Annotated in this window: 17 protein-coding genes and 1 tRNA gene; 10 read left to right on the top strand and 8 right to left on the bottom strand. The window is 54.5% G+C overall.

The features are described from left to right. Nucleotide 1 precedes the first annotated feature (1 nt). Nucleotides 2-808, top strand: a complete 807-nt coding sequence (locus RBH33_RS05835; protein WP_306731205.1) for a class I SAM-dependent methyltransferase — start codon at nucleotides 2-4, stop codon at nucleotides 806-808. Nucleotides 809-836: 28 nt separating this feature from the next. Then, nucleotides 837-1,964, top strand: coding sequence for a PrpF domain-containing protein (locus RBH33_RS05830; RefSeq protein WP_306731204.1), 1,128 nt, complete (start codon nucleotides 837-839; stop codon nucleotides 1,962-1,964). Here RBH33_RS05830 and RBH33_RS05825 read toward each other — a convergent pair. The 8 genes from RBH33_RS05825 to tviB form a co-directional block, all read right to left on the bottom strand. Continuing rightward, complete coding sequence (locus tag RBH33_RS05825; RefSeq protein ID WP_306731203.1) at nucleotides 1,946-2,107, bottom strand: YfiM family lipoprotein; 162 nt, start codon at nucleotides 2,105-2,107, stop codon at nucleotides 1,946-1,948. The two genes, RBH33_RS05830 and RBH33_RS05825, sit on opposite strands and share 19 nt — an antisense overlap. A 44-nt stretch (nucleotides 2,108-2,151) precedes the next feature. Beyond that, nucleotides 2,152-3,600, bottom strand: a complete 1,449-nt coding sequence (locus tag RBH33_RS05820; protein ID WP_306731202.1) for a hypothetical protein — start codon at nucleotides 3,598-3,600, stop codon at nucleotides 2,152-2,154. Next, nucleotides 3,597-3,989, bottom strand: a complete 393-nt coding sequence (locus RBH33_RS05815) for a hypothetical protein (RefSeq protein ID WP_306731201.1) — start codon at nucleotides 3,987-3,989, stop codon at nucleotides 3,597-3,599. Before RBH33_RS05815 ends, RBH33_RS05820 begins: the two co-directional genes overlap by 4 nt. Before the next feature lie 65 nt (nucleotides 3,990-4,054). After that, nucleotides 4,055-5,164: a GNAT family N-acetyltransferase gene (locus RBH33_RS05810; protein ID WP_306731200.1), complete on the bottom strand. Its 1,110-nt coding sequence runs from the start codon at nucleotides 5,162-5,164 to the stop codon at nucleotides 4,055-4,057. A gap of 481 nt (nucleotides 5,165-5,645) precedes the next feature. Next, nucleotides 5,646-5,722, bottom strand: a tRNA-Arg gene (locus RBH33_RS05805). Between the two features lie 236 nt (nucleotides 5,723-5,958). After that, the gene (locus RBH33_RS05800; RefSeq protein WP_306731199.1) at nucleotides 5,959-6,858 is read right to left on the bottom strand and encodes an XrtA system polysaccharide deacetylase; all 900 of its coding nucleotides are present in this window, start codon (nucleotides 6,856-6,858) and stop codon (nucleotides 5,959-5,961) included. A gap of 20 nt (nucleotides 6,859-6,878) precedes the next feature. Continuing rightward, nucleotides 6,879-7,886 carry an NAD-dependent epimerase gene (locus RBH33_RS05795; protein WP_306731198.1) on the bottom strand — a complete coding sequence of 336 codons (1,008 nt, stop codon included), beginning with the start codon at nucleotides 7,884-7,886 and terminating at the stop codon, nucleotides 6,879-6,881. 41 nt (nucleotides 7,887-7,927) lie between these two features. Further along, complete coding sequence (gene tviB, locus RBH33_RS05790) at nucleotides 7,928-9,202, bottom strand: Vi polysaccharide biosynthesis UDP-N-acetylglucosamine C-6 dehydrogenase TviB (protein WP_306731197.1); 1,275 nt, start codon at nucleotides 9,200-9,202, stop codon at nucleotides 7,928-7,930. Nucleotides 9,203-9,452: 250 nt separating this feature from the next. Between tviB and RBH33_RS05785 the strand changes: the two genes are divergently transcribed. The 8 genes from RBH33_RS05785 to RBH33_RS05750 all read left to right on the top strand — a co-directional run bounded on the left by RBH33_RS05785 (nucleotide 9,453) and on the right by RBH33_RS05750 (nucleotide 19,824). After that, on the top strand, nucleotides 9,453-10,871 hold the full coding sequence (locus RBH33_RS05785; RefSeq protein ID WP_306731196.1) for a TIGR03013 family XrtA/PEP-CTERM system glycosyltransferase: 1,419 nt from the start codon (nucleotides 9,453-9,455) through the stop codon (nucleotides 10,869-10,871). A 111-nt stretch (nucleotides 10,872-10,982) separates the two neighbouring features. Next, complete coding sequence (locus tag RBH33_RS05780; protein WP_373568233.1) at nucleotides 10,983-11,549, top strand: XrtA/PEP-CTERM system exopolysaccharide export protein; 567 nt, start codon at nucleotides 10,983-10,985, stop codon at nucleotides 11,547-11,549. A 17-nt stretch (nucleotides 11,550-11,566) separates the two neighbouring features. After that, nucleotides 11,567-13,090 carry an XrtA system polysaccharide chain length determinant gene (locus RBH33_RS05775; RefSeq protein WP_306731194.1) on the top strand — a complete coding sequence of 508 codons (1,524 nt, stop codon included), beginning with the start codon at nucleotides 11,567-11,569 and terminating at the stop codon, nucleotides 13,088-13,090. 71 nt (nucleotides 13,091-13,161) lie between these two features. Beyond that, nucleotides 13,162-13,971, top strand: coding sequence for a CpsD/CapB family tyrosine-protein kinase (locus tag RBH33_RS05770; RefSeq protein WP_306731193.1), 810 nt, complete (start codon nucleotides 13,162-13,164; stop codon nucleotides 13,969-13,971). Nucleotides 13,972-14,079: 108 nt separating this feature from the next. After that, nucleotides 14,080-15,324, top strand: a complete 1,245-nt coding sequence (locus tag RBH33_RS05765; protein ID WP_306731192.1) for a porin family protein — start codon at nucleotides 14,080-14,082, stop codon at nucleotides 15,322-15,324. A 319-nt stretch (nucleotides 15,325-15,643) separates the two neighbouring features. Beyond that, entirely contained in the window at nucleotides 15,644-16,309 is a 666-nt protein-coding gene (locus RBH33_RS05760) for a hypothetical protein (RefSeq protein WP_306731191.1), read from the top strand. 142 nt (nucleotides 16,310-16,451) lie between these two features. Beyond that, nucleotides 16,452-16,898: a fibronectin type III domain-containing protein gene (locus RBH33_RS05755; RefSeq protein ID WP_306731190.1), complete on the top strand. Its 447-nt coding sequence runs from the start codon at nucleotides 16,452-16,454 to the stop codon at nucleotides 16,896-16,898. Nucleotides 16,899-17,205: 307 nt separating this feature from the next. After that, nucleotides 17,206-19,824, top strand: a complete 2,619-nt coding sequence (locus RBH33_RS05750; RefSeq protein ID WP_306731189.1) for a tetratricopeptide repeat protein — start codon at nucleotides 17,206-17,208, stop codon at nucleotides 19,822-19,824. Nucleotides 19,825-19,932 lie beyond the last annotated feature (108 nt).

The raw sequence follows: 19,932 nt of genomic DNA, 5'->3' as shown, positions 1-19,932 counted from the left end.
TATGAGCTGGAAGCAACAGGCCCAAGAACGCTTCTCGGTGGCCAAAGATGCCAACAAGTGGGCGGACATTTATAAGGATGCGGCCGGCGTTGAAGCCGCCATGTTTAGAAAACGGCGTGACTTTACGGTGCGGTATGTTCTCGGCGAGATTCCAAAAAACGCGTGCGTACTTGACCTAGGCTGTGGCGCTGGGCCGGTTCTAGAACCCTTACACCAAGCCGGTATCACTTGTCTCGGCATGGACTATTCCATGGACATGTTAAGCCTGGCCAGAAAAAATTTGGGTGCTGCCGAAGTGCCGCTGATCCAGGGAGAGTGCGAGAAAATTCCCCTTCCGGACAACAGTGTAGACTGCATCGTGTGCTTGGGAGTGATCAGTTACGCCTTCTCGGTGGATGGCGCCATGCGCGAATTAAAACGGGTGCTAAAGGACGGCGGGGTGGCAATCGTGAGCTATCGAAACCGTTACAACGAGATGCTTCTCGACCCGCCGAAGTTGGTGTCCTCCGCGTTGAAGAAACCTGTCCGGTGGCTGCGGAGCAAAGACCGTGAAACGACGGCAATTGGCAGCGCCTTGGATCCCGCCTCTGTACTGCGCAGCGCCAAGGATAGCGGTTTGCATCTGGTGCATCGGCAACCCATTGGCTTTGGCGCTATTCGACTCAATGGCAAAGTCGTTTCCGACGGGCGACTTGCCCACGCCTACAACCGATTCCTGGATGGACTGTTCCGAGTCATTCCGATACGCGCCCTGCACAGACTGTGTGCCGACGTTCACGTACTGGTGTTAAAAAACGCAGTTCCCTGATTGACCGTTCCCCGTTCAAGGAGGGTTTATGACGATCCACAGGTTGGAATGTGCAATCGTAAGAGGCGGCACAACGAAGGGCGTTTTCATAGACGGCGCCGCTTTGCCGGACGACCCAAAGCGCCGGGATCAGCTGATACTTTCCCTTTTTGGCAGCCCCGACACCCGACAAATTAACGGCCTGGGGGGTGGCGACCCCTTGACCAGTAAAGTTGCCATAATGAGGCGCGTCGACGGTAGCGATGTAGACCTGGAATACCTTTCTGGAGAAGTGGGCATCGACGAAGCCATCATCAATTTCAGCACCATGTGCGGAAACCTTGCGGCGGGTGCTGGTTTATATGCCGTTGAAGCCGGGTGGGTAAAAAAGACCGAGCCGGTGACTACCGTGCGCATTCGCAACGGCAATACTGGAAAGCGACTAACCGCCTTTATTCCAATCGCAAGCGGCGCTTGCGTTATGGCACCCAGCGGCGCGGTGGATGGTGCCGCGGGTTATGGTGCAGAGATGAGCCTAGCCTTTCATGACCCCGCGGGTGCAATTACCGGTCAACTGCTGCCCACCGGATCGGCCACGGATACTCTGACTCTGGCGCACGAGCAACCAGTACCCTGTTCCATTGTCGACTGCGGCACTTTGTATGGGTTTGTACACGCCTCGTCTTTCGGGCTTTCAGGGCATGAGAGCCCGCGAGAGCTGGATAACAATACCGCGTTCAAAGAAACCATGGAACATTTGCGTGAACAGGTCGCCATCACCCTGACGGAACGGTCGGGCAATGCCTACACAAGTCGGCAGATTAAAATGGCCATTGTTGCCGCCGCCGAAGATGCCCCTGCCAAAGTGATTTCGCGAGTCATCAACCGCTACAAAACCCACAAGGCGTTTCCCGTCACCGGCGCGATTTGCCTCAGCGCGGCAGCGGCCGTCGACGGTACCTTGGTGCACGAGTTGGTGGGCAACAGCAAAGGTTTGTGTCGTATCGGAATAGGCCATCCGACGGGTGCGCTTTCCGTGCGTTCAAGCTTTGAGGTGGAGCAGGGGGCCTATAAAATTCTGGAAACCGTGGTAAACCGTTCTGCCCGGGTGTTGATGGAGGGCGTCGCGTACGCCTATTTGGCGGACGAGCGCAGCAACTACAAAGCGCTTTCCTGAGAGTCGCGTATTTCCTCGCCAGCCTCCATGCAGGCGGTATAGTCCTCCAGGGATGCTCGGTCGTTGCAGTAGTAGTGATCGTTTCGCTGGCCGTGGGTGCAGCCGCTCAGTGTAATCAGCAGGCAAAGAATCAGATATTTCATGCGCATCTCCGAAGTGGACTTTTTGCTCCGAAGTCCGAAAAAACCTACAACGTACCCGCTTCACAGGACGCGATAATGTCCAGGTCGCGGCGGGTGTCCGCGCCAGCGTAGCGAGTGAAAGTGGTCTCGAGCCTGGACAGCCGAGACAGCCGAAAAACCTTTTCCGCCTGGGTACGATCCCGCGCTGCCATCAGTAGCTGTTCGTTAGCGTGCTCCGCCGCCGCTTGAATCTCCAACAACTCTGGGTAGAGCTCAGAACTCTGTATGACTTGGGATAGGTGCTCCAGTTCATTGTCTGGCAGGCTGGCAAGATGCTCCATGGTCACCTCCGGCATGTTGGGCAGTGACTCCTGAAGCTGTTCCCGAAGCGCTTCCCGCGTGGCTTGAACTTCCCGGCGAAGCGCCCGAGTTTGCTCCACCTGTACCGCCTCTTCGGCCAAAAGGCGCCGTTCGGCCCGTAATCTGTTTAGCCCTCTGGCAGGTAATTGGTGCCGCTCGGCCACGGCATCCCGCGCTTGGCGGTAATCATTGTCAGGGTTGCGTGGCCCGAAGGAGTTCCAGCGCAGATACCAGGGCTCCCACTGCTCCATAAAAACTTCGCTGGTGGAACGGGACAGGTCACTGCTGTGGGCATTGCGCAGGGTGTAGAGGTGCGCCTCGCGAAAACTGATTTCCCCGGAGCCGTCCAGATCGATCTCTTCAGCGGGAATCTCTTCCCCTAAGCGCGTCTTCTGATTTAGGGCGGCAAAGAAAAACGTGGTGTAGTCCCGGAATTCAGCCTGGTTTGTGCCCAAGTCGCAGCCCTCGGCCTCCCGGCGATCCGACTCAGCGAGAAAGCCGCAACGCTTTTGAGAAGCCAGAGTGGTGCTCTCGGGAGATTCATACACCAAAGACGCGAAAGATCCAGAAAAACACTGAGTTAACACAAAACGAACGTCGGCCTCCGGCGTTATATGCCCCAGCAAGTCATTGAGTTCGCCAATATTCAGCGACGTATTGTTCCAAAGCAATAAATTGTTATTCAGTGTGTTACTGGTATCGATGTCGCCGTGACCGTTATAAACCAACAAGACCGAATCATCCGGCCCCACCCGGGAGAAATCCTCTGCCAGACTGGCGGTCAATTGGCTCTTCTCTGTAGAACCGACAATATTCTGCAAGCTGTTGGTGCGGGTTTTCTGGGCGTACTGAAGGCCTTCGCCAAAGACGCGCAAAATGGGTTCAAGCACCGGATCACGCTCATCGGGCAGCGCAAAATAGATGACATCATCACTGCCATCCGCGCCTTCACCATGGGTGTAATACGTACGGGTTTCAATGCCCCTGTTGGCAAAAATGTCTTCCAGCCAGCGGACGTTCTCTTCAATCTGGCCTTGTGAGTTACCCAGATTATTCCCGCCACCGATAAGCCACACACGTAGGTCCTCGGCAGTCGCGGGAGCGGCGGTGAGGAACAAAAGAGCGGGCAACAGAAAAGGAAAACGGCGAATCATCCGTTGACCCTCCTGTACATACAGTTAAATAACGCGTTCAACACGCCTGCCCACAAGAGCATGGCGCCAAAAATTAGTGGCAGATAAGGAGGCATGAAGGCGAGAACCGTCAGCAGAGCCCCCAGCCCCACGGGCACGGCGATGGAGGTTCTCGTCCAGCCGAGGCGCGCTAGCCCTCGAATGAGAAACCACAGCGGCAAAGCGACCAGCAGTGCGGCAAACCAGTCCGCCAGTATAACCCTGGCCCATTGGTGCCAAGCCTGAAGTGCAAGCTGGCGGGCGAACTCAGCGTCGCCCACCATCGTGTCGGCGGCGATGACCAATAACACGGCCAAAGGATAAAGCAGAACCGCGATGACCCCAGTGCCGAGCATGAAAAGCAGACGCATAAAAGGAATATCCTGTCGTTCAAATTCCGCGAGCCCTGTGAACTGTATCACAAGCTTTTGGATTTTTAACGTTGGCGTCGTCGAGGCCCTGACGGATTTAATTTACCCCATACTCGCTTGAGGGCGATGTACACGGGGCGGGCAATACGAAGCAGGCGCGCATAGGCCGTGGTGTTAAAAATACTGACGTTCCAAGTGGGCTCAGTATTGAAGTGCCATTGCTGTGCCCAGGCGGGGTTGGTGACTAGATTTAGCTCGCGGGATTCTCGCTCTTCCTTTTCCAGGCAGCACAGCAGAGCCATGGCTCCGGGACCCACTTCTTTTAGCATGTCGTCGTAGCCGATTTTCAGTAGTGCTAGGCGGTCTCCCGAGCGTAACCCCATCTGGGCAGCCGCCGGTTTGCCACCCACATACAGCACATCAACTTGTGCTTCGCGCGTGTCCGCAAATTCGCTCAGCACGGCCTCATAAAATGCCTTGCTACGAGACTGGAAACGAATCGCCGTGCGAGTGCCCTTAGGCCCCTTCCAGCTGGCGGCTTCCACATCCAGAAATAACTCAAAGGCTGTGCGGATTTGGTCCGCCTCCCGGGCGCTGGTAAACGTGACCGGTCCGTAGGCCATTTCCGCCTTGTTTCGGTGGCGGCGGGTATTTTTAACCTTCTTTTTGGACAGAGCGCTGATCAATCCTTTTTCATCGCGCTCGACAAATGCCGACATTTGTCCTGGACGAGCCTGGTTACCGATCAGGGCGTAGGTGCTGGATCGCGTCGTAAAATGTGTTAGCTCTAGTACGTCCCAGCGAAACTGACCCTGCTCGTCAATGTGTTTAAGGACAATGTTGATTACATCCGCATGGCGCTTGTTTTCCCGCAGCAGCAAGTCGGAAGCGTCGATGGCTGTATGGGTGGGAAAGCGCAAGTAAACAATGGGAAAGCCAAAGCAACGCTGAGTCTCCCGGCTAAGGGGTAGCACGCCAATCAGTTCATCTCCCTCATAAACGGCGAAATAGTGAATGTTGCAGGGAGCCAGGTGCCGTTGCACGGCGTAATGCCAACGCCAATCATTGTAAAAACAGGGGTTTACACAGAATCGAAATAGCTCTTCCCAGGCGGGCTTGAGGTGCTCGAGCCCCTTGATGCCGGTGAAACATCGGACCTGTATTTCTGGATTCAAACAAACCTCCTAGTCCAGTTTGAACTGTAGTTCTGGGGCTTTGCCTTCAGCGCATAAGTAACGACACCTTAGTGTGCCAGCCGGTAGTAGGCAATAGCCGAGAACTTATCTTTACACAATAGAGAATTGACTGTCAGGAACTGTTTCGCGCCTAGAGGAGAAGGAGAGTCCGAACGACACCAGACTGTGCTTAGTGGCAGGCAATCCAAATACTGTCCAGAATTATCGAACTACGTAAGCAAGCCCTCGGGCCGCGCAGGCTGAGTATTCAGCAAACGTCGTGAACCCTTCCCTGGGGACTGCCCCAAAAGATCCCTCTTTTGAGGCTTGCTGAACACTCACCCTGCGCGTCCCCCCTAGCCTCAAGCTACGACGTTTTCGAAGCACCGCTTGCAGTCCGAACGACGCCAAGCTGTGCTTGGTGGCCGGCAATCCTAAGGGTGCGGGAAAGAGGGATCCGCGACAGCGGATCAACTTTAAATGGCGCACCCGGCAGGATTTGAACCTGCGACCAACGGCTTCGGAAACCGCTACTCTATCCAACTGAGCTACGGGTGCAAAAAACTGATTTTCATAGCAAGTACGGTACTCGCCGATCGTTCTAGCAGCGCGTTGCGCTGCCGCTACTCCCCTCGCTGCGCTCGGGTCCTGCCTTCCAGCTGACTGGAAGGCGTTCGAGCGGCGCACGAAGCGGTGCTTCGTAAACGCTTGCTCTCACCCAACTGAGCTACGGGTGCAAAAACTGAGGGCGCGATTTTACAGTTCAGGGCCGTATACGTCTACGGATTGGGGCATTAATCTGCGTATTGTGGCGCAGCGTCCCGTAAGTCCAGAGTTTGTTTTAACTCCACGCTACCCAGGCTTTGGCTCATGGTGCCAAAAGGAAAATCCTGAATCAGGCGCTCGAGGCGGGGCATACAGCGATGCAAGTTGGTGTAGTGACGGAAGCGAGAGAACCAGCTGGCATTGGGAATTCGGGGTTGATCCGGGTCGATCTCCCAGGGGTGGAGATAGAAAATTTGAGGTTTTTTGCCGTTGTCGCTGGCCCTTTGAAACAGCCAACGGGACAAGGCGTAGGGGTATTGACGAAAATAACCGCCGCCAGCGGCAGGTACCGACTGACCCAGTACTTTGGCGGTGGTTAGGGGGAACTCGGTGAGTTCCGCGCCGCTGCGGGTAATGATCTTATAGGGCTCTTCCGGGCTGCCGGGGATGCCGTAGTTGTCGTGTCGGGTAGGGAAAATGCTCGAATCCCAGGTAAAGCCCAGCTCGGCTAGTGTATCCAGTGCCCACAGAGACCGATTGGTAATGGAATAGCTCGCGGCCCGATAGCCGTTGACGGGCTCTTGGATCAAATCTTCCAATATTTGCTTGGAGCGCCGGGTTTCATCGTAAAAAACCTCCGGGCTTTGCCGGTAGATAAACTGATGGCTGTAGCCATGAGAGGCCACTTCGTGCCCCGCGCTGTGGATGCGCTTCACCAAATCCGGATGGCGCTCGGCCACCCAGCCCAGGATAAAGAAAGTGACTTTTAGATCTGCTTCGCTAAACAGATCCAGAAGCCGATCGGTGTTGTCCACCACCCGCGAGGGCCACTGCTCCCAATCCTCGGGTTTAATGACATCAAAAAATGCGGCGACTTGAAAATAGTCCTCTACATCGACGGTCATAGCATGGGTAATGGCGTGGGTCATAACAGCTCCTGGTTTGCCCATTACACTTTGTAATAGTCGCGATACCACTTCACAAAGTTCTCGATTCCAACCTCTACTGGGGTGCTGGGCTTATAGTCGACGTCTTCAATCAGTGCGTCGACATCGGCATAAGTGTCGGGTACATCGCCGGGCTGCAGGGGTAAAAGATTTTTTTCCGCCTTTTTACCCAGACAATCTTCCAATACTTCGATGTAACGCAGCAGTTCTACCGGGTTATTGCTGCCGATGTTGTAGATGCGATAGGGAGCTTTCGAGGTGGCTGGGTCTGGCGTGTCGCCGCTCCAGTCTTGATTGACCGGGGCAACATGATCCAAGGTGCGAATGACACCTTCGACAATGTCATCGATGTACGTGAAGTCGCGCCGGTGGTTACCGTAGTTGAAAACGTCAATGGGCTCGCCCGCGAGTATCTTGCGGGTAAAGATGAACAGTGCCATGTCCGGTCGGCCCCAGGGACCATAGACGGTAAAAAAGCGCAAGCCGGTCGTCGGAATACCGAACAAATGGCTGTAAGTATGGGCCATCAGCTCATTGGCTTTTTTACTGGTCGCGTACAGGCTAACGGGATGATCCACATTGTTGTGCACCGAAAACGGCATGGCCGTATTGGCCCCGTACACGGAGCTGCTTGAGGCGTACACCAAGTGCTCGGTGCCGAAATGACGGCACGCTTCCAGAATGTTCAAAAAGCCAGTGATGTTGGCATCGACATACGCTTGGGGGTTGATTAGCGAGTAACGCACCCCGGCTTGAGCGGCGAGGTTGACTACCCGGTCGGGCCGATGCTCTTTAAATAGGGCGTCAATGCCGGCTTTATCCTCTAGGTTAAGGCGCGCATCGGTAAAGCCCTTGTGATCGGCAATACGGGCCAGGCGTGCCTTTTTGATGTTCACGTCGTAGTAGTCGTTTAGGTTGTCCACCCCAATGACTTCGTCGCCTCGCTCCAGTAGCCGCAGGGCCAAATGATTGCCGATAAAGCCCGCGGTGCCTGTGACCAATACTTTCATGGATTTTCCTTCTCTATCTTTTGTGGCGGTATCGACGCCTCTTAAAGTCGTGCGTCAACCAAGTGTTTGGGGAGAACGTGTTTCACATCGAACAGGACATGCTCAGGTTTGCCCAGGGCGCGAATGGCCTCGGCGCCCATCTCTCTGAACTGATTGTGTCCAACGCACAAAATAATCGCGTCGTAGGTGCCAGGGCAGGGCGCAGAGACTGTCTCCATGCCGTACTCCTGCATAGCCTCTTCCGGGTCCACCCAGGGATCATAAATTTGAACGAAAGCGTGATACGTTTCCAGCTCTCTCACGATATCCACTACGCGAGTATTGCGCAGGTCGGGACAGTTTTCTTTAAAAGCCAGGCCCATTACCAGGATGTTGGCACCCACCAGGTGAATTTTGTGTCGAGCCATCAGTTTTATGACGGAGCCAGCGATAAACTCGCCCATCCGATCATTGATGCGTCGGCCGGCCAGGATGACCTCGGGGTTGTAGCCCAACTGCTGTGCTTTGTGGGTGAGGTAGTAAGGGTCAACGCTGATACAGTGGCCACCCACCAACCCAGGTCGGAAAGGCAGAAAATTCCATTTGGTGCCGGCTGCTTCCAGTACTTCCAGGGTATCGATACCCATGCGGCTGAAGATCAGTGCCAATTCATTGATCAGCGCAATATTGATGTCACGCTGAGTGTTCTCAATGACTTTGGCGGCTTCGGCCACTTTAATAGAGCTGGCTTTGTGGGTGCCGGCGGTCACGATGCGTTTGTACAGGTCATCAAGGTATTCAGCCGCTTCCGGGGTTGAACCGGAAGTTACTTTGGTGATGTTGTGCACCCGGTGCTCTTTGTCGCCGGGATTAATACGCTCCGGGCTGTAGCCGGCAAAAAAGTCCCGGTTAAAAACCAGTCCGGAGCCTTTTTCAATGATGGGCACACAGATGTCTTCCGTGCAGCCAGGGAAAACCGTGGACTCGAAAACCACCAAGCTATTTTTGCCAATGACCCGGCCAAGCAGCTCTGAAGCTTTTTCCAGGGGAGTAAGGTCGGGTTGCTTACTGTCATTGATCGGTGTGGGCACGGTCACGATATAGACATCGCAGCCGCGAATGTCGTCTTCGTCGCAGGTAAAGCTGAGTCGGCTGGCGGCCGCTAATTCCTCGCGGTCCAATTCCCGGGTATGGTCCACACCGTCGCGGAGCTGCTCTACGCGACGGGTGTTAATGTCAAATCCTATGGTATTCAGTTGCTTACCGAATTCCGCCGCAAGGGGGAGGCCGACATAGCCCAAGCCGATGACACAGAGAGTGGGTTCGCTGGCAAACATGTGTATTCCTTTGGCAGTTTGTGGATCCTTCGGGCTCCTGAAAGCGGGCCGTGCGGCGCACAAAGGTAGCATATTTGCCTTGGCTTTTGACCCAGTGAACGGAAAATTTCCTTAGCTGAAAAATTTAGTGCGCGTGGTGTCGCCTTTCCCGGCTCAAACGGTCGAGTATTTGCCATAAAACCCGCTATAATGCCGCCCTTGGCTCGCCGCTCAGGCATTCAAATGCGCCAACTCTTCAAGGATCCAGATTTTGTCTTATATACGCGTCAATAAACACTACATTCACTTACCATACTTATTCCTGGGCGTGATTGAATTGGGATTGCTGCTGGTAGCAGCGTGGATGGCGCAGCAATGGCAGTGGGCGTTGACCGATCAACTGGCCGCTTGGAGCGGCTTACCAGACAACCCCTGGCCCCAGCTCAGCTTTGCGGCTGTCCTCAGTTGTTGCACTCTGTCCATGGGGGTGTACCCCGCCATGGTTCGGGAAGGCTATTCCAGTATGGTTTTGAGGACCCTGGTCAGCTTCTTCCTGTTAGGTAGTGTGGCGCTTTACGTACTGAATATTTTAATCCCCGGCCTGCAATTGTCCCAAGGTATGATTTTCTGGGGTGTCCTCCTGGCTACAGCGATGGTGTTTCTGACCCGCTGGATATTTCTAAAAGTCGTCGATACCGCCGAGCTGAAGCGTCGGGTGGTGGTGTATGGCGCGGGCGAACGGGCTCGGGCGCTGCTGGAAAACCTCGAGCCGGAGAAAGATCTGGTAGGGGTCCAAGTGGTTGGCTGTGTTCCCAGTGGCAACGAGACGCTGGCGGTAGACCCGGCTCTGGTTCTGCCCACTCCCACGGATTGGGTTTCTTTTGTGCGTTCACGACAAATTTCGGAGATTGTGGTCTCCCCAGAGGAGCGACGCCGAGGGGAGGGGGGAGCCTTCCCCCTCAATGAACTGATTGACTGCAAGTTGGTGGGTGTACCCACCAGTGACGCCTTAGGTTTTTGTGAGCGGGAGTTAGGGAAAATTGACATTGGACTGCTCAAGCCGGGCTGGATGCTTTTCTCCGATGGCTTTCGGTATTCACGGCGCCGATTGTTGGCTAAACGCCTGTTTGATTTGACTCTGGCCTCCCTGTTTGTGCTGGTTTTGTGGCCCTTTATGCTGTTGACAGCCTTGGCGGTCATGCTGGAAAGTGGTAGGCCTGTCCTTTACCACCAGCTGCGTGTAGGCTTGAACGGCAAGACGTTTCGAATCTACAAGTTTCGAAGTATGCGCCAGGATGCGGAAAAAGGCGGTAAGGCTGTTTGGGCCAAGAAAAACGACAGCCGGGTTACTCGCGTGGGTGCTTTTATTCGAAACACTCGTTTGGATGAACTGCCGCAGCTTTACAATGTCATTAGAGGCGATATGAGTTTTGTGGGGCCTCGTCCTGAACGGCCTGAGTTCGTCGAAGAATTGGCGCAACAGATCCCGTTCTATGACATGCGCCACAAAGTGAAACCCGGCTTGATGGGCTGGGCGCAGCTGAAGTATCCCTACGGTGCATCCGTTGAGGATGCCAAGCACAAGCTGCAGTACGATCTTTACTACACAAAAAACCACAGCTTCTTCATGGATATCTTAATCATGATCCAGACTGTGGAAATTGTATTACTGGGAAAAGGGGTGCACTGATTGCATCATGTGCCTCTTTAAGAATGTGGCCGGCAGCAGATGTCCGGTTGCCCGCAAAGGAGAATGAATGTGAAAGTATTACAGTGGATACTTGGTATAGGCGTATTGGCCATGGTTGGCTGTACCAGCCCCCAGGTAGAACCCCCTCCCACTTCCGACGCACGATTCACTGAAGACTACCGCATTGGTGTGGGCGATGAACTGCGCATTAACGTCTGGCGGAATGAAGAGTTGTCCGGCAATGTGCCAGTTCGGCCCGATGGTAAAATTTCCCTAGCCTTGGTGGGGGATGTTACCGCTGCCGGGCAAACCGCTACCGGGCTCGCCAGTGAGCTTGCCTCCCAACTGAACGAATACATTCGCAACCCTCAGGTGACGGTCATTGTCACCAATCCTAGTAGCTCGGATTATCAGCGTCGGGTACGAATTACCGGTGCCGTGCGGAATCCGCAGTCCATCCCCTACCGGGACGGTATGACCGTTTTGGATTTGGTGTTAATGGCTGGTGGTGTGAATGAGTTCGCCTCGGCGAACAACGCCAAATTGTATCGCCGTCTGGATGGTGAGCTGAAGGTATTCCCGATTTACCTCAATGATTTGATCAATCGGGGTCGAGTAGAGACCAACTACGACTTGCAGCCCTCCGATATTGTCACTGTTCCTGAACGCTCCTTTTAAGGATATTGAGATAATTCATGGATACAACTTACATCAAAGAACTGTTGAGAGCCTTGAAGCTTGAGGCGATTCGCTTTCGAGTAACCTGTGTTCTGCTGTTTATAGCCGTCGCATTTTTTCCGCTCGCAGTTGGTTACATGTGGCCGAACAGTTATTACGCCGAAGCGCTGATTTCCGCGGAAGAAAGCAACATCATTGAGCCGTTAATGCGGGGCCGGGCGTCGGTATCGGACAGAAATCGGGCGGATCGCGCCGAAGAAATTATTTTTTCCCGGCAATTTTTGGAGACGGCGGCAAAGGATGCAGGCTTCCTGGATGAGTCCATGGCCGGGCAGGAGCGCACTCGTGCCATAGGCCAGTTGCGGTCAGGCTTGAACGTGCAATCCGAAGGCCGGAACCACTTTCGCGTCAGCCATACCGCTCGTGATCCGGATGTCGCCTTCCAAGCCGTGAACAGCGTCGTCAGCGCCTTTCTTCAGCATGCCGCTCGCACTAAGCGTGAAGAGAGCTTGGGCGCTTACACCTTCATCGATACGCAGGTACAGTCCTATAAGCGTCAGTTGGAAGAAGCTGAGGAGCGATTAAAACAGTTCCGCTCGCAAAACACCGATGGTACAGAAGCTACCGTAACGGCACGCATCAATGAGTTGCGCAACCAAATTGAAAGTTTGCAAATCGCCATTGAGGAAAGTGAATCCCGTATCAGCTCCTTGAAATCTCAGCTGGAGAATGAAGGACGCTACCTATCGGCGCGCGGTAGGTCGGACGATTTGCGTGAGCGTCGGCAAACGCTTCAAACCCAGCTCGAAGCGCTGCGCCTGCGTTTTCAGGAGAACTATCCGGACGTTGTATCTCTGCGCGAACAAATCGCCGCGCTGGACGACGAAATCGCTGAAGTTGAGTTGTTCGGTGGCTCCTTCGGCGGTGGCGGCGGTTCGGAGCGTGTTGAAAACCCCCTATACGATGAACTGCGTAAGCAGCTGGCGGCGGCAGAGGTGGAGCTCAGCGCTCAGCAGCGGCGTATGAGGTCGCTGGTACACTTGCAGGAACAGGAGTACAAACGGGCCGAGCGAGTGGCGGCAAACCAAGCCGAGTTATCGGAGCTTACCCGGGACTACAACGTAACCCGAGACGTGTATGAGGAAATGTTGCAGCGCAAGGAATCAGCTCGTCTGTCTATGGCGCTGGATATCGAAGGCCAGGGTGTGAATTACCAAATTCAAGACCCGGCCAGATACCCCACGGATCCGTCTGGCTTGCAGTTTGTCCATTTCGCGGTAATAGGTCCATTCGTTGGCTTTATGGCTCCGATTGGCCTTTTATTTCTCTTCGTTTTGCTGGATCCCCATTTCCGCTCAGCGCGAGCGATGCAGCAGAGCCTCCCAGAAGGCATTGATCTGATGGGATCCATTCCCCACTATCACACTCCCTTGAGCGAGCGTTTGATGCGCAAGGATATGCTGCTCCTCTTTGGCCTGAGCCTGCTAGCTATGGCTGGTTATGTGAGTTTGGCCATCTCTTGGTACGAGGTGAAAAGTTAAGCAGCAAATGACGCCGCGGCGGATACCATCCGCCGCTATGCAGAGGGGCAAGCTGCCCCGAGGAGGTCGCAATGGACAAAGGCAAACCCGCCCCAAACAATGATGTCAATTTGAGAAAATTCATTGAGAGAATTGACACTGTGAAAGAAAATCCGAACGCTGATCCGACGGTGAAAAGTGCTGTGTCAGAGCACCGTAAACGTGAACAGATCAAAAGCATGTCTACGCCTGTGATCTGGACTCAAGAGGAGCTGTACGAGCGCAAGGTGGTGTTCACAGGTATGCGCCAGCGTAAAGTTCTGAATGCGTTTCGCGAAGTTCGCACCCGGCTGTTACAAAAAAGTAAAAGCGACAACGTCGTGGTGTTGGTTTCTTCTATCGCCGAGAGCGGTGGTGGAACTTTTGTTGCGTTCAACTTGGCGGCAACGTTTGCGTTGGATCGTCAAAAAACAGCGCTTTACGTTGACTGTAACCCTTATCAGTCCTCTGCTGAGCGGTATACCGCTACGCCCGTAGAACAAGGGCTGACTCAGTATCTACACGATTACACCGTGCCTTTGAAACGCATTATTTATCCGTCCGGGATAGAACGCTTGAGAGTGATTCCTTCGGGCACAAGCAGCGAATCGGCGGCCGAGTTGTTTAACTCCAAGCGTATGGAAGTGTTTATATCCGAAGTGAAAAGCCGTTATCCCGACCGTTTTATCGTTTTGGATGCGCCTTCGGTAGGCACCTCAACAGAGGCTCGTATCCTGTCACAGTATTGCGACCATGCCTTGCTTGTAGTGCCGTTTGGCAAAACCACCACAGATGATGTGCTGTCAGGCATAGACGCCGTGGGCCGGGATCGCTTCTCGGGGCTGATGTTCAACCATCAATAAATCGGTGTTCGCACACCGCAGGGTAGTACCCGCTTGACCATTGAGCTAGGAGGCGAATAGGTGGAGTCTTGCACAATAAAAAATGTGCTGAGCACGGGAGCGGCGCTAATGCTGTTGTCCTCTGCCAGCGCCTCAGCGGGTCAGTACGTGGATATCGGAATTCTTCTCGGTACCGAGTACACAGACAACGCAAACCGCTCCCATGAAGACGGCATTTCCGAGCGTCAGGATCGCTATGGGATCACTGTGGCGAGCGACTACGAAAATCAGTTGCTTGACTTGGATGTCAGTTACAACGCCCAGGAGCGACGCTTCAGCGAAGGCAGTCAGCCTACGAGAAGCTTTCTAGAGGGCGATTTTAATCTGCGCGTCGGCAAGCCGCATCATGCCGCTGACCTCCTCCTCTCCCATAGCCGGCGCTCCGCCCTCCGGGCTCCCGACCAGATTGACCTGCTGGTTAATAGGGATGAACGGGATATCTATTCCGCCATACCCACTGTTCGGGCTCGCGTATCCAGCGTCGATTATTTGATGCTGCAAGGTCATTACTCAATGATCAGTTACCGATTTGACGAGCAGCGCGATTCGGAGCGGCTCGGTGCCAGCCTCATCTGGCAACACGATTTTTCCGCGACGGATCAGATGCAAATCACCGCTACCCAAACTGAGGTCAGTTTTGATTTGGCCCCGGATTTTGACTACACCTATCAGGCGGTTCTGGCCGCTTATTCGGTGCGGCTCCAGCGTTTGGCGTATACCCTCGAAGTTGGTTACAACGAGACGACGCCGGAGATGGGTGATACTTTTTCCGGACCCACCTTTCGAGTTGAGGCGAGCTATGACACCGGGCTGCATCGTTTTAGTGTGAATGCCCGGCAGTTTATTACCGACAGCTCCCAGGCTGGAGGAAACTTGGGGGACCCGTCCAGTTTTGGGGCGGGGCGCGACACGGTTGGCGAGTTGGACCAGCTGGAACGGCGAACAGCCGACGTACGCTGGGATTATTTGGCGCTATGCCAGCGTTGCGACCTGCACGTCAACGCTTTCTATCGCTACGATGATTACCAAACTTTGGGCGAAGATACGGATGAGGTGGGCCTCGGTTCGGGGCTTGGCTACCGATTCAGCAACCGTGCCTCTACCCGCTTGACTTTGAACGTCCGCCGGCAAAGCTTTGAGGCTGAGGCTGATCGAGAAGCATTCACTGTAGGTCGTGCGCGGCTCAGCTATCAGTATAGTTTTGTCAATGATTTGAGTCTGGAGCTTTTTACCCACTTTGAAAAGCGTGATTCAAACGCAGAACAGCGCTACGACGAGGCCCGCGTCGGCCTCACTCTGGGCTTGGCCTTCTAGTTCCACCCCCCTTCAATGACCTCCTCAAGCCCTTCCATTCAGTTGGAAGGCGCTCCAATCTTTATAGTTATACGTTATTTCCAGAGCCCTTTTATATTTCTTTGCACTTATATAACATAAGTGCATAAACATAAGAGTTTTGAGCAAAACTGCTCTTCAGTTGTCCCGCGCACCAGATCCCTAAATAGAAAATTAGGCTGCCAAATCGACGATTTTGACGGCTTTAGCTGCTAAAACTACGCCATGAGGTCGCTGCGTTAAAGCTGACCAAAATTCGTAGCAAATATAAACAAAGGCTTTGGCCGGGATTTTTTCTATCATGAAACACGTTCTATTAAACCACCGCCGGTTGCTGACGGCTGCTGTTCTGAGTTCCGCTGTTGTTTTGAGCGCCTGTGGCGGCGCCGAGGGCGCTAACTCTCTTCTGGACCAAAAACGGCCTACTTCCCCTTGGAGTGAAACCAGTCCGGATGCCCCTGAAACTGAGGCACCGATTGGTGTTGGCTCAGAGGCGCCCGTGGGTTCCGAGCCTGGCTTGCCCCAGGACACGGACGGGGGTAACGATACAACGGATCCCGACCAGCCGGATTCTTCCGATTCAACGGATCCCACCGAGCCGGTGGACGCCGGTACTGACCCCGACAATAACCATTCCGAGCCAGAGCAGCCCCCCACAGCCGGAGGTTCTTCGGAAGAAGAGCCGGAAGTGCCAGCGGAGCCCCCGGAAGCGGACGTCAACGTGGTCCTGATGTGGAGCCCCCCGACCGAGCGCGAGAATGGTGACTATTTGGAAGACACCGAGCTGGGTGGATACGAAATTCGCTTCCGGAAATCCATTGATGAGGACTACGAAGTGATCCGAATTGAGGATGGTTACACAACGGAGTACGAGTTTTTAGAGCTGGACGGCGAATTCGAATTCGAAATTGCCGCTTACGACACCAGTGGACTGTACAGTGTTTTTGTGGCCATCGAGCCACTCTGATGCAAATGTGACGGGGTCCACCTAATTGGCTATACGGGCGGATTAGGTGGTTCCTTCAAGATCAAACTGTGACAGCCTCCACAGCCCATCCCCATTGATACTTGTATTCTGCGGGCTGTTTTTCCAACCGTAGGTATCCCCCGTGTTCAAGCGTATTACTTTTCCTCTTCTTTTGGTTGCTCTGCTGTCTGCTTGCGGCGGCGGCAACTCCTCTGGTCTGACCTTCGATAACCCGAACGAGACCACTCAGAACCAGAACGAACCGACCGACCTGACTTCTAACGAACCAACTGACCCCGGCCTTGAGCAAACCGTCGAAGGGCAGAAAGTGGTCGTTCTGGAATGGGTTCGACCCACCGAGCGGGAAAATGGCGATTTTTTAGAAGGGGAAGAGATAGGCGGCTATGAAGTTCGCTATCGGCTTCCGGGTGAGGAAGAGGTTCAAAGCGTGATGATTCCCGATGGTTGGGTGGAGCGTTACGAGATTACCCTGATCTCGGAGGCCTACGAATTTGAAATTGCCACGTACGACAGTGAGGGCTTGTACAGCGATTTCGTGCAGTTACAAGGCCGCGAGCAAATTCTATAAGCGTCAATCCCCAGTAAATCCCGTAGTTTGACGAACCTCTGAGCAAGCCCTGACCCCCTCAGGATTTGCTCAGAGGTTCCTCCGTTTCCGGCTATTCATCGCCCCCTCCGCAGCGTTATACTCGCTCAAGCGCCGACTCCTCTTCATGGGAGCTCGGTCACTACGTATCTGGCCAATTAGCTTGCCGGATGAATATTCCCCTTTCGCCAGACAGCGGACGTTTTCAAGCGCCGTTTCTCTTGGTAAAGACACCATAAATGGGTTTGGCCCGCGTAGATGAAGGGCCCTTTGAGCCATAGGGAAAGTCATGTGTAACCAACGCCTGCGTTTTTTAGTGCTTTGTGTGTTCGTTTTATTAGGGGTGGCAGGATGCAGCCGCGGCGAGTCCGAGCAAAAAGCTCAGAACTACCTAGAGCGAAGTGAGGCTTACATCGCTCAGGGTCAGTATCGCGCGGCGATGATTGAAGCCTCCAATGCTATGGCATCCTCTCCCGAAAACATTGCCTACCGCGTGGCCATGGCGGATATTTACAATACGCTGGGCGCCGGTGCCCGAGCCTCTGAGTTGTTGGAAGGCGCTGCCGAACATCACCCGAACGAGGTCAGCCTCACTCTGGCCAAAGCCTACTTACTTCAAGGCAAGTTCCTCTCAGCTCGGGAAGTGCTCGATCAATTCGAGCCGCAAACGGAAGCCGATGCCCGACAGAAATCCGTCTACCTAGCTGACAGCGCCCGTATCCAAGGCGAGCTCGGCGTGGCTCGCGATGCCTATCAAGCCTTGTTGGAACAGTACCCGGGCGATCGGGAAATTCAGAAGCAGCTGGCGGAAAACTACGTATTTATGGGTGAGGCCGACAAGGCTCAAACTCTGGTGGATGAACTGCTATCAGCGCAACCCACCGACATAAAGGCGTTGCATCTCGATGCCGCCCTGGCGTTACAGCGCAACGACCGGGAGCGGGCGGAGCGTCGCCTCAGCAAAGCCTTGGTGGAAATCCCCAGAACCGACATTATGCTGCCCGAGCGGGCGGCTGTGCTGCAGCTGCTGGTAGAAACACTGATTGCTCTGGGCCGCAGCACCGAAGCGTTGATCTATCAAAAAGTGCTGGCGGACGGCGCCCCGGAAAGTTTGGAAGCGCAACGGCGCCTGCGTGATGCATTGGCTGCACTGGAAAAGGGAAATTTTGACGAGGCCGAGCGCCTGCTCGAAGACCTATTGCAAGACAACCCCAATAGCCGCTCGGCGGCGGTGATGTTGGGCGTGGTACGCCTGAACAAGGGCGACGTAGAGGCTGCGGAATCCTTATTGAGTCGCCACGTGGATGTGGAAACCGCCAACACCGATATTATTCAAGCCACGGTCCTGGCCCAAGCCGAAGCGGGTAAGTCGGAATTAGCGCTTGAGACTCTGGAACGGGCCTTACAGGCGCGCCCCAATGACCCTGTTCTAAGATCAATATACGGACTGTTGGCTTTGAGCCTGCCGGAGCACCAACGCGAGGGCTACCTCAGTTTGCAAAAGGCGCTGGCGCAAGAGCCGCAAAGAGGGCGGCTACGGTTAGCTCTGGCTCGATATCACACTGAACGCGCAGAGCCTGAGCAGGCACTGGCACAGTTGAAGACAGCTTTTTCCCATCAGCCGACGGATTGGTCGGTAACCAACGTATACATCAATCAATTGTTTGCTGCCGGAAAATTGGATGAAGTTGCGCGAGTGGTAAGCGAGTTGGAAAAAGCTGCCCCTAGCGCACCTGAAACGCAGCTGTTTGAGTCCCAATATTTGTTTCGCTCCGGCGATCAGGCAACTGGCATCCAGCGGTTAAGACGTTTGTTGCAATCAGAACCGGAATTCGCCCGTGGTCATGGTGTACTGGCGCAAATGTATACGGAGACAGAGCGCCCTGCCGAAGCTTTGGCAGCGTTGGAACGACTGCTGGCCCTTGAACCTGAAAACGAACGTGCACTTCGGGCGGGCCTGGAGCTTGTGACGGAACAATCCTTGGGTCAAACACCGGAGCAGTGGCTAATAAGCATCGCTGAAAAAATACCAGAGGCCACGGGCAACACGCTTGGGTTGCGAGCCATGGCGCTGCGCTCGGACGGTGACTTAGCCGCGGCACAGGCACTGCTGAATCGTTACGCCGGTGAAGACAGTGACTATCTTCGCCAAACGCGCGCACTCATTGCGCGCGATCTGGCTCAAGCGGAAGCTACTTCGGGAGAGTTTGACGCAGCGCGTGAGTATCTGATGCAGGCCCTGACGCTGTTCCCCAACAGCCTGAGCCTCAACGTCGACCTGGTCCACTTAGAACTCAACGCCGGACGTGAACGCGCCGCACGACTCTTACTGGATGATCTTGAAGCCCGTCATCAGAACGAACCTAGACTGATCGTTTTGCAAGCTCAGCTCATTGCCAGAGATAAAGGCGTGGGCCCCGCTTACGAAAGATTAAAGGCGGCGTGGGATAAACAGCCCCATAGCCAGATGGCCCCGCTGTTAGTGAGTTGGGCCGACCAGCGGGATCCCGCTGCTGTGCCCGGACTCCTCAAGCAGTGGCAGACTTTGGATCCTCGGGGAAGAGAGCGCCTGTTATACATGGCTGAGCGTTCCCAGAGACAGGGTGATACTGAAGCGGCCGAGGAGTATTACGAACTCGTTTTGGCCCAGAACGAAGATGATGTCATTGCGCTGAACAACCTGGCTTGGATCCTGAAAGAGCGCAATCCGAGTAGAGCCTCTGGGCTTGCTCAGCGCGCCGTTAGTTTGCAGCCTGCATCGGCACCGATTCTCGATACCTATGGCTGGATTCTTCATTTGCAGGGTGAGCATCAGCGGGCACTGGAGCACTTAGAGCGCGCAGTACAGTTGGCTCCTGAAGCGGCCGCGATTAAAGCAAACCTCAATGCCGTGCGGGAAGCTCTGTAATTAATTGTCCGTCCCGGAGTGACCGTTTGGTGCACCGTCACTCCACACGGCTGGCGTTTTGGCGCCGCTTTTTTTAATCCCCCATTTTTGTAAATATTGGTCGGTAAA

It is taken from the genome of Marinimicrobium hydrolyticum, assembly GCF_030848505.1.
GTDB lineage: Bacteria > Pseudomonadota > Gammaproteobacteria > Pseudomonadales > Cellvibrionaceae > JAVDDU01.
Note: the sequence above shows the minus strand (reverse complement) of the source record. Positions and strands in the feature narration are given on the sequence as shown.

Coding starts and splice junctions, on each gene's coding strand:
- RBH33_RS05835 (WP_306731205.1), top strand. CDS start 2: ATGAGCTGGAAGCAACAGGCCCAAGAACGCTTCTCGGTGGCCAAAGAT.
- RBH33_RS05830 (WP_306731204.1), top strand. CDS start 837: ATGACGATCCACAGGTTGGAATGTGCAATCGTAAGAGGCGGCACAACG.
- RBH33_RS05825 (WP_306731203.1), bottom strand. CDS start 2,107: ATGAAATATCTGATTCTTTGCCTGCTGATTACACTGAGCGGCTGCACC.
- RBH33_RS05820 (WP_306731202.1), bottom strand. CDS start 3,600: ATGATTCGCCGTTTTCCTTTTCTGTTGCCCGCTCTTTTGTTCCTCACC.
- RBH33_RS05815 (WP_306731201.1), bottom strand. CDS start 3,989: ATGCGTCTGCTTTTCATGCTCGGCACTGGGGTCATCGCGGTTCTGCTT.
- RBH33_RS05800 (WP_306731199.1), bottom strand. CDS start 6,858: ATGACCCACGCCATTACCCATGCTATGACCGTCGATGTAGAGGACTAT.
- RBH33_RS05795 (WP_306731198.1), bottom strand. CDS start 7,886: ATGAAAGTATTGGTCACAGGCACCGCGGGCTTTATCGGCAATCATTTG.
- tviB (WP_306731197.1), bottom strand. CDS start 9,202: ATGTTTGCCAGCGAACCCACTCTCTGTGTCATCGGCTTGGGCTATGTC.
- RBH33_RS05780 (WP_373568233.1), top strand. CDS start 10,983: ATGGTTGGCTGTACCAGCCCCCAGGTAGAACCCCCTCCCACTTCCGAC.
- RBH33_RS05775 (WP_306731194.1), top strand. CDS start 11,567: ATGGATACAACTTACATCAAAGAACTGTTGAGAGCCTTGAAGCTTGAG.
- RBH33_RS05770 (WP_306731193.1), top strand. CDS start 13,162: ATGGACAAAGGCAAACCCGCCCCAAACAATGATGTCAATTTGAGAAAA.
- RBH33_RS05765 (WP_306731192.1), top strand. CDS start 14,080: ATGCTGTTGTCCTCTGCCAGCGCCTCAGCGGGTCAGTACGTGGATATC.
- RBH33_RS05760 (WP_306731191.1), top strand. CDS start 15,644: ATGAAACACGTTCTATTAAACCACCGCCGGTTGCTGACGGCTGCTGTT.
- RBH33_RS05750 (WP_306731189.1), top strand. CDS start 17,206: ATGTGTAACCAACGCCTGCGTTTTTTAGTGCTTTGTGTGTTCGTTTTA.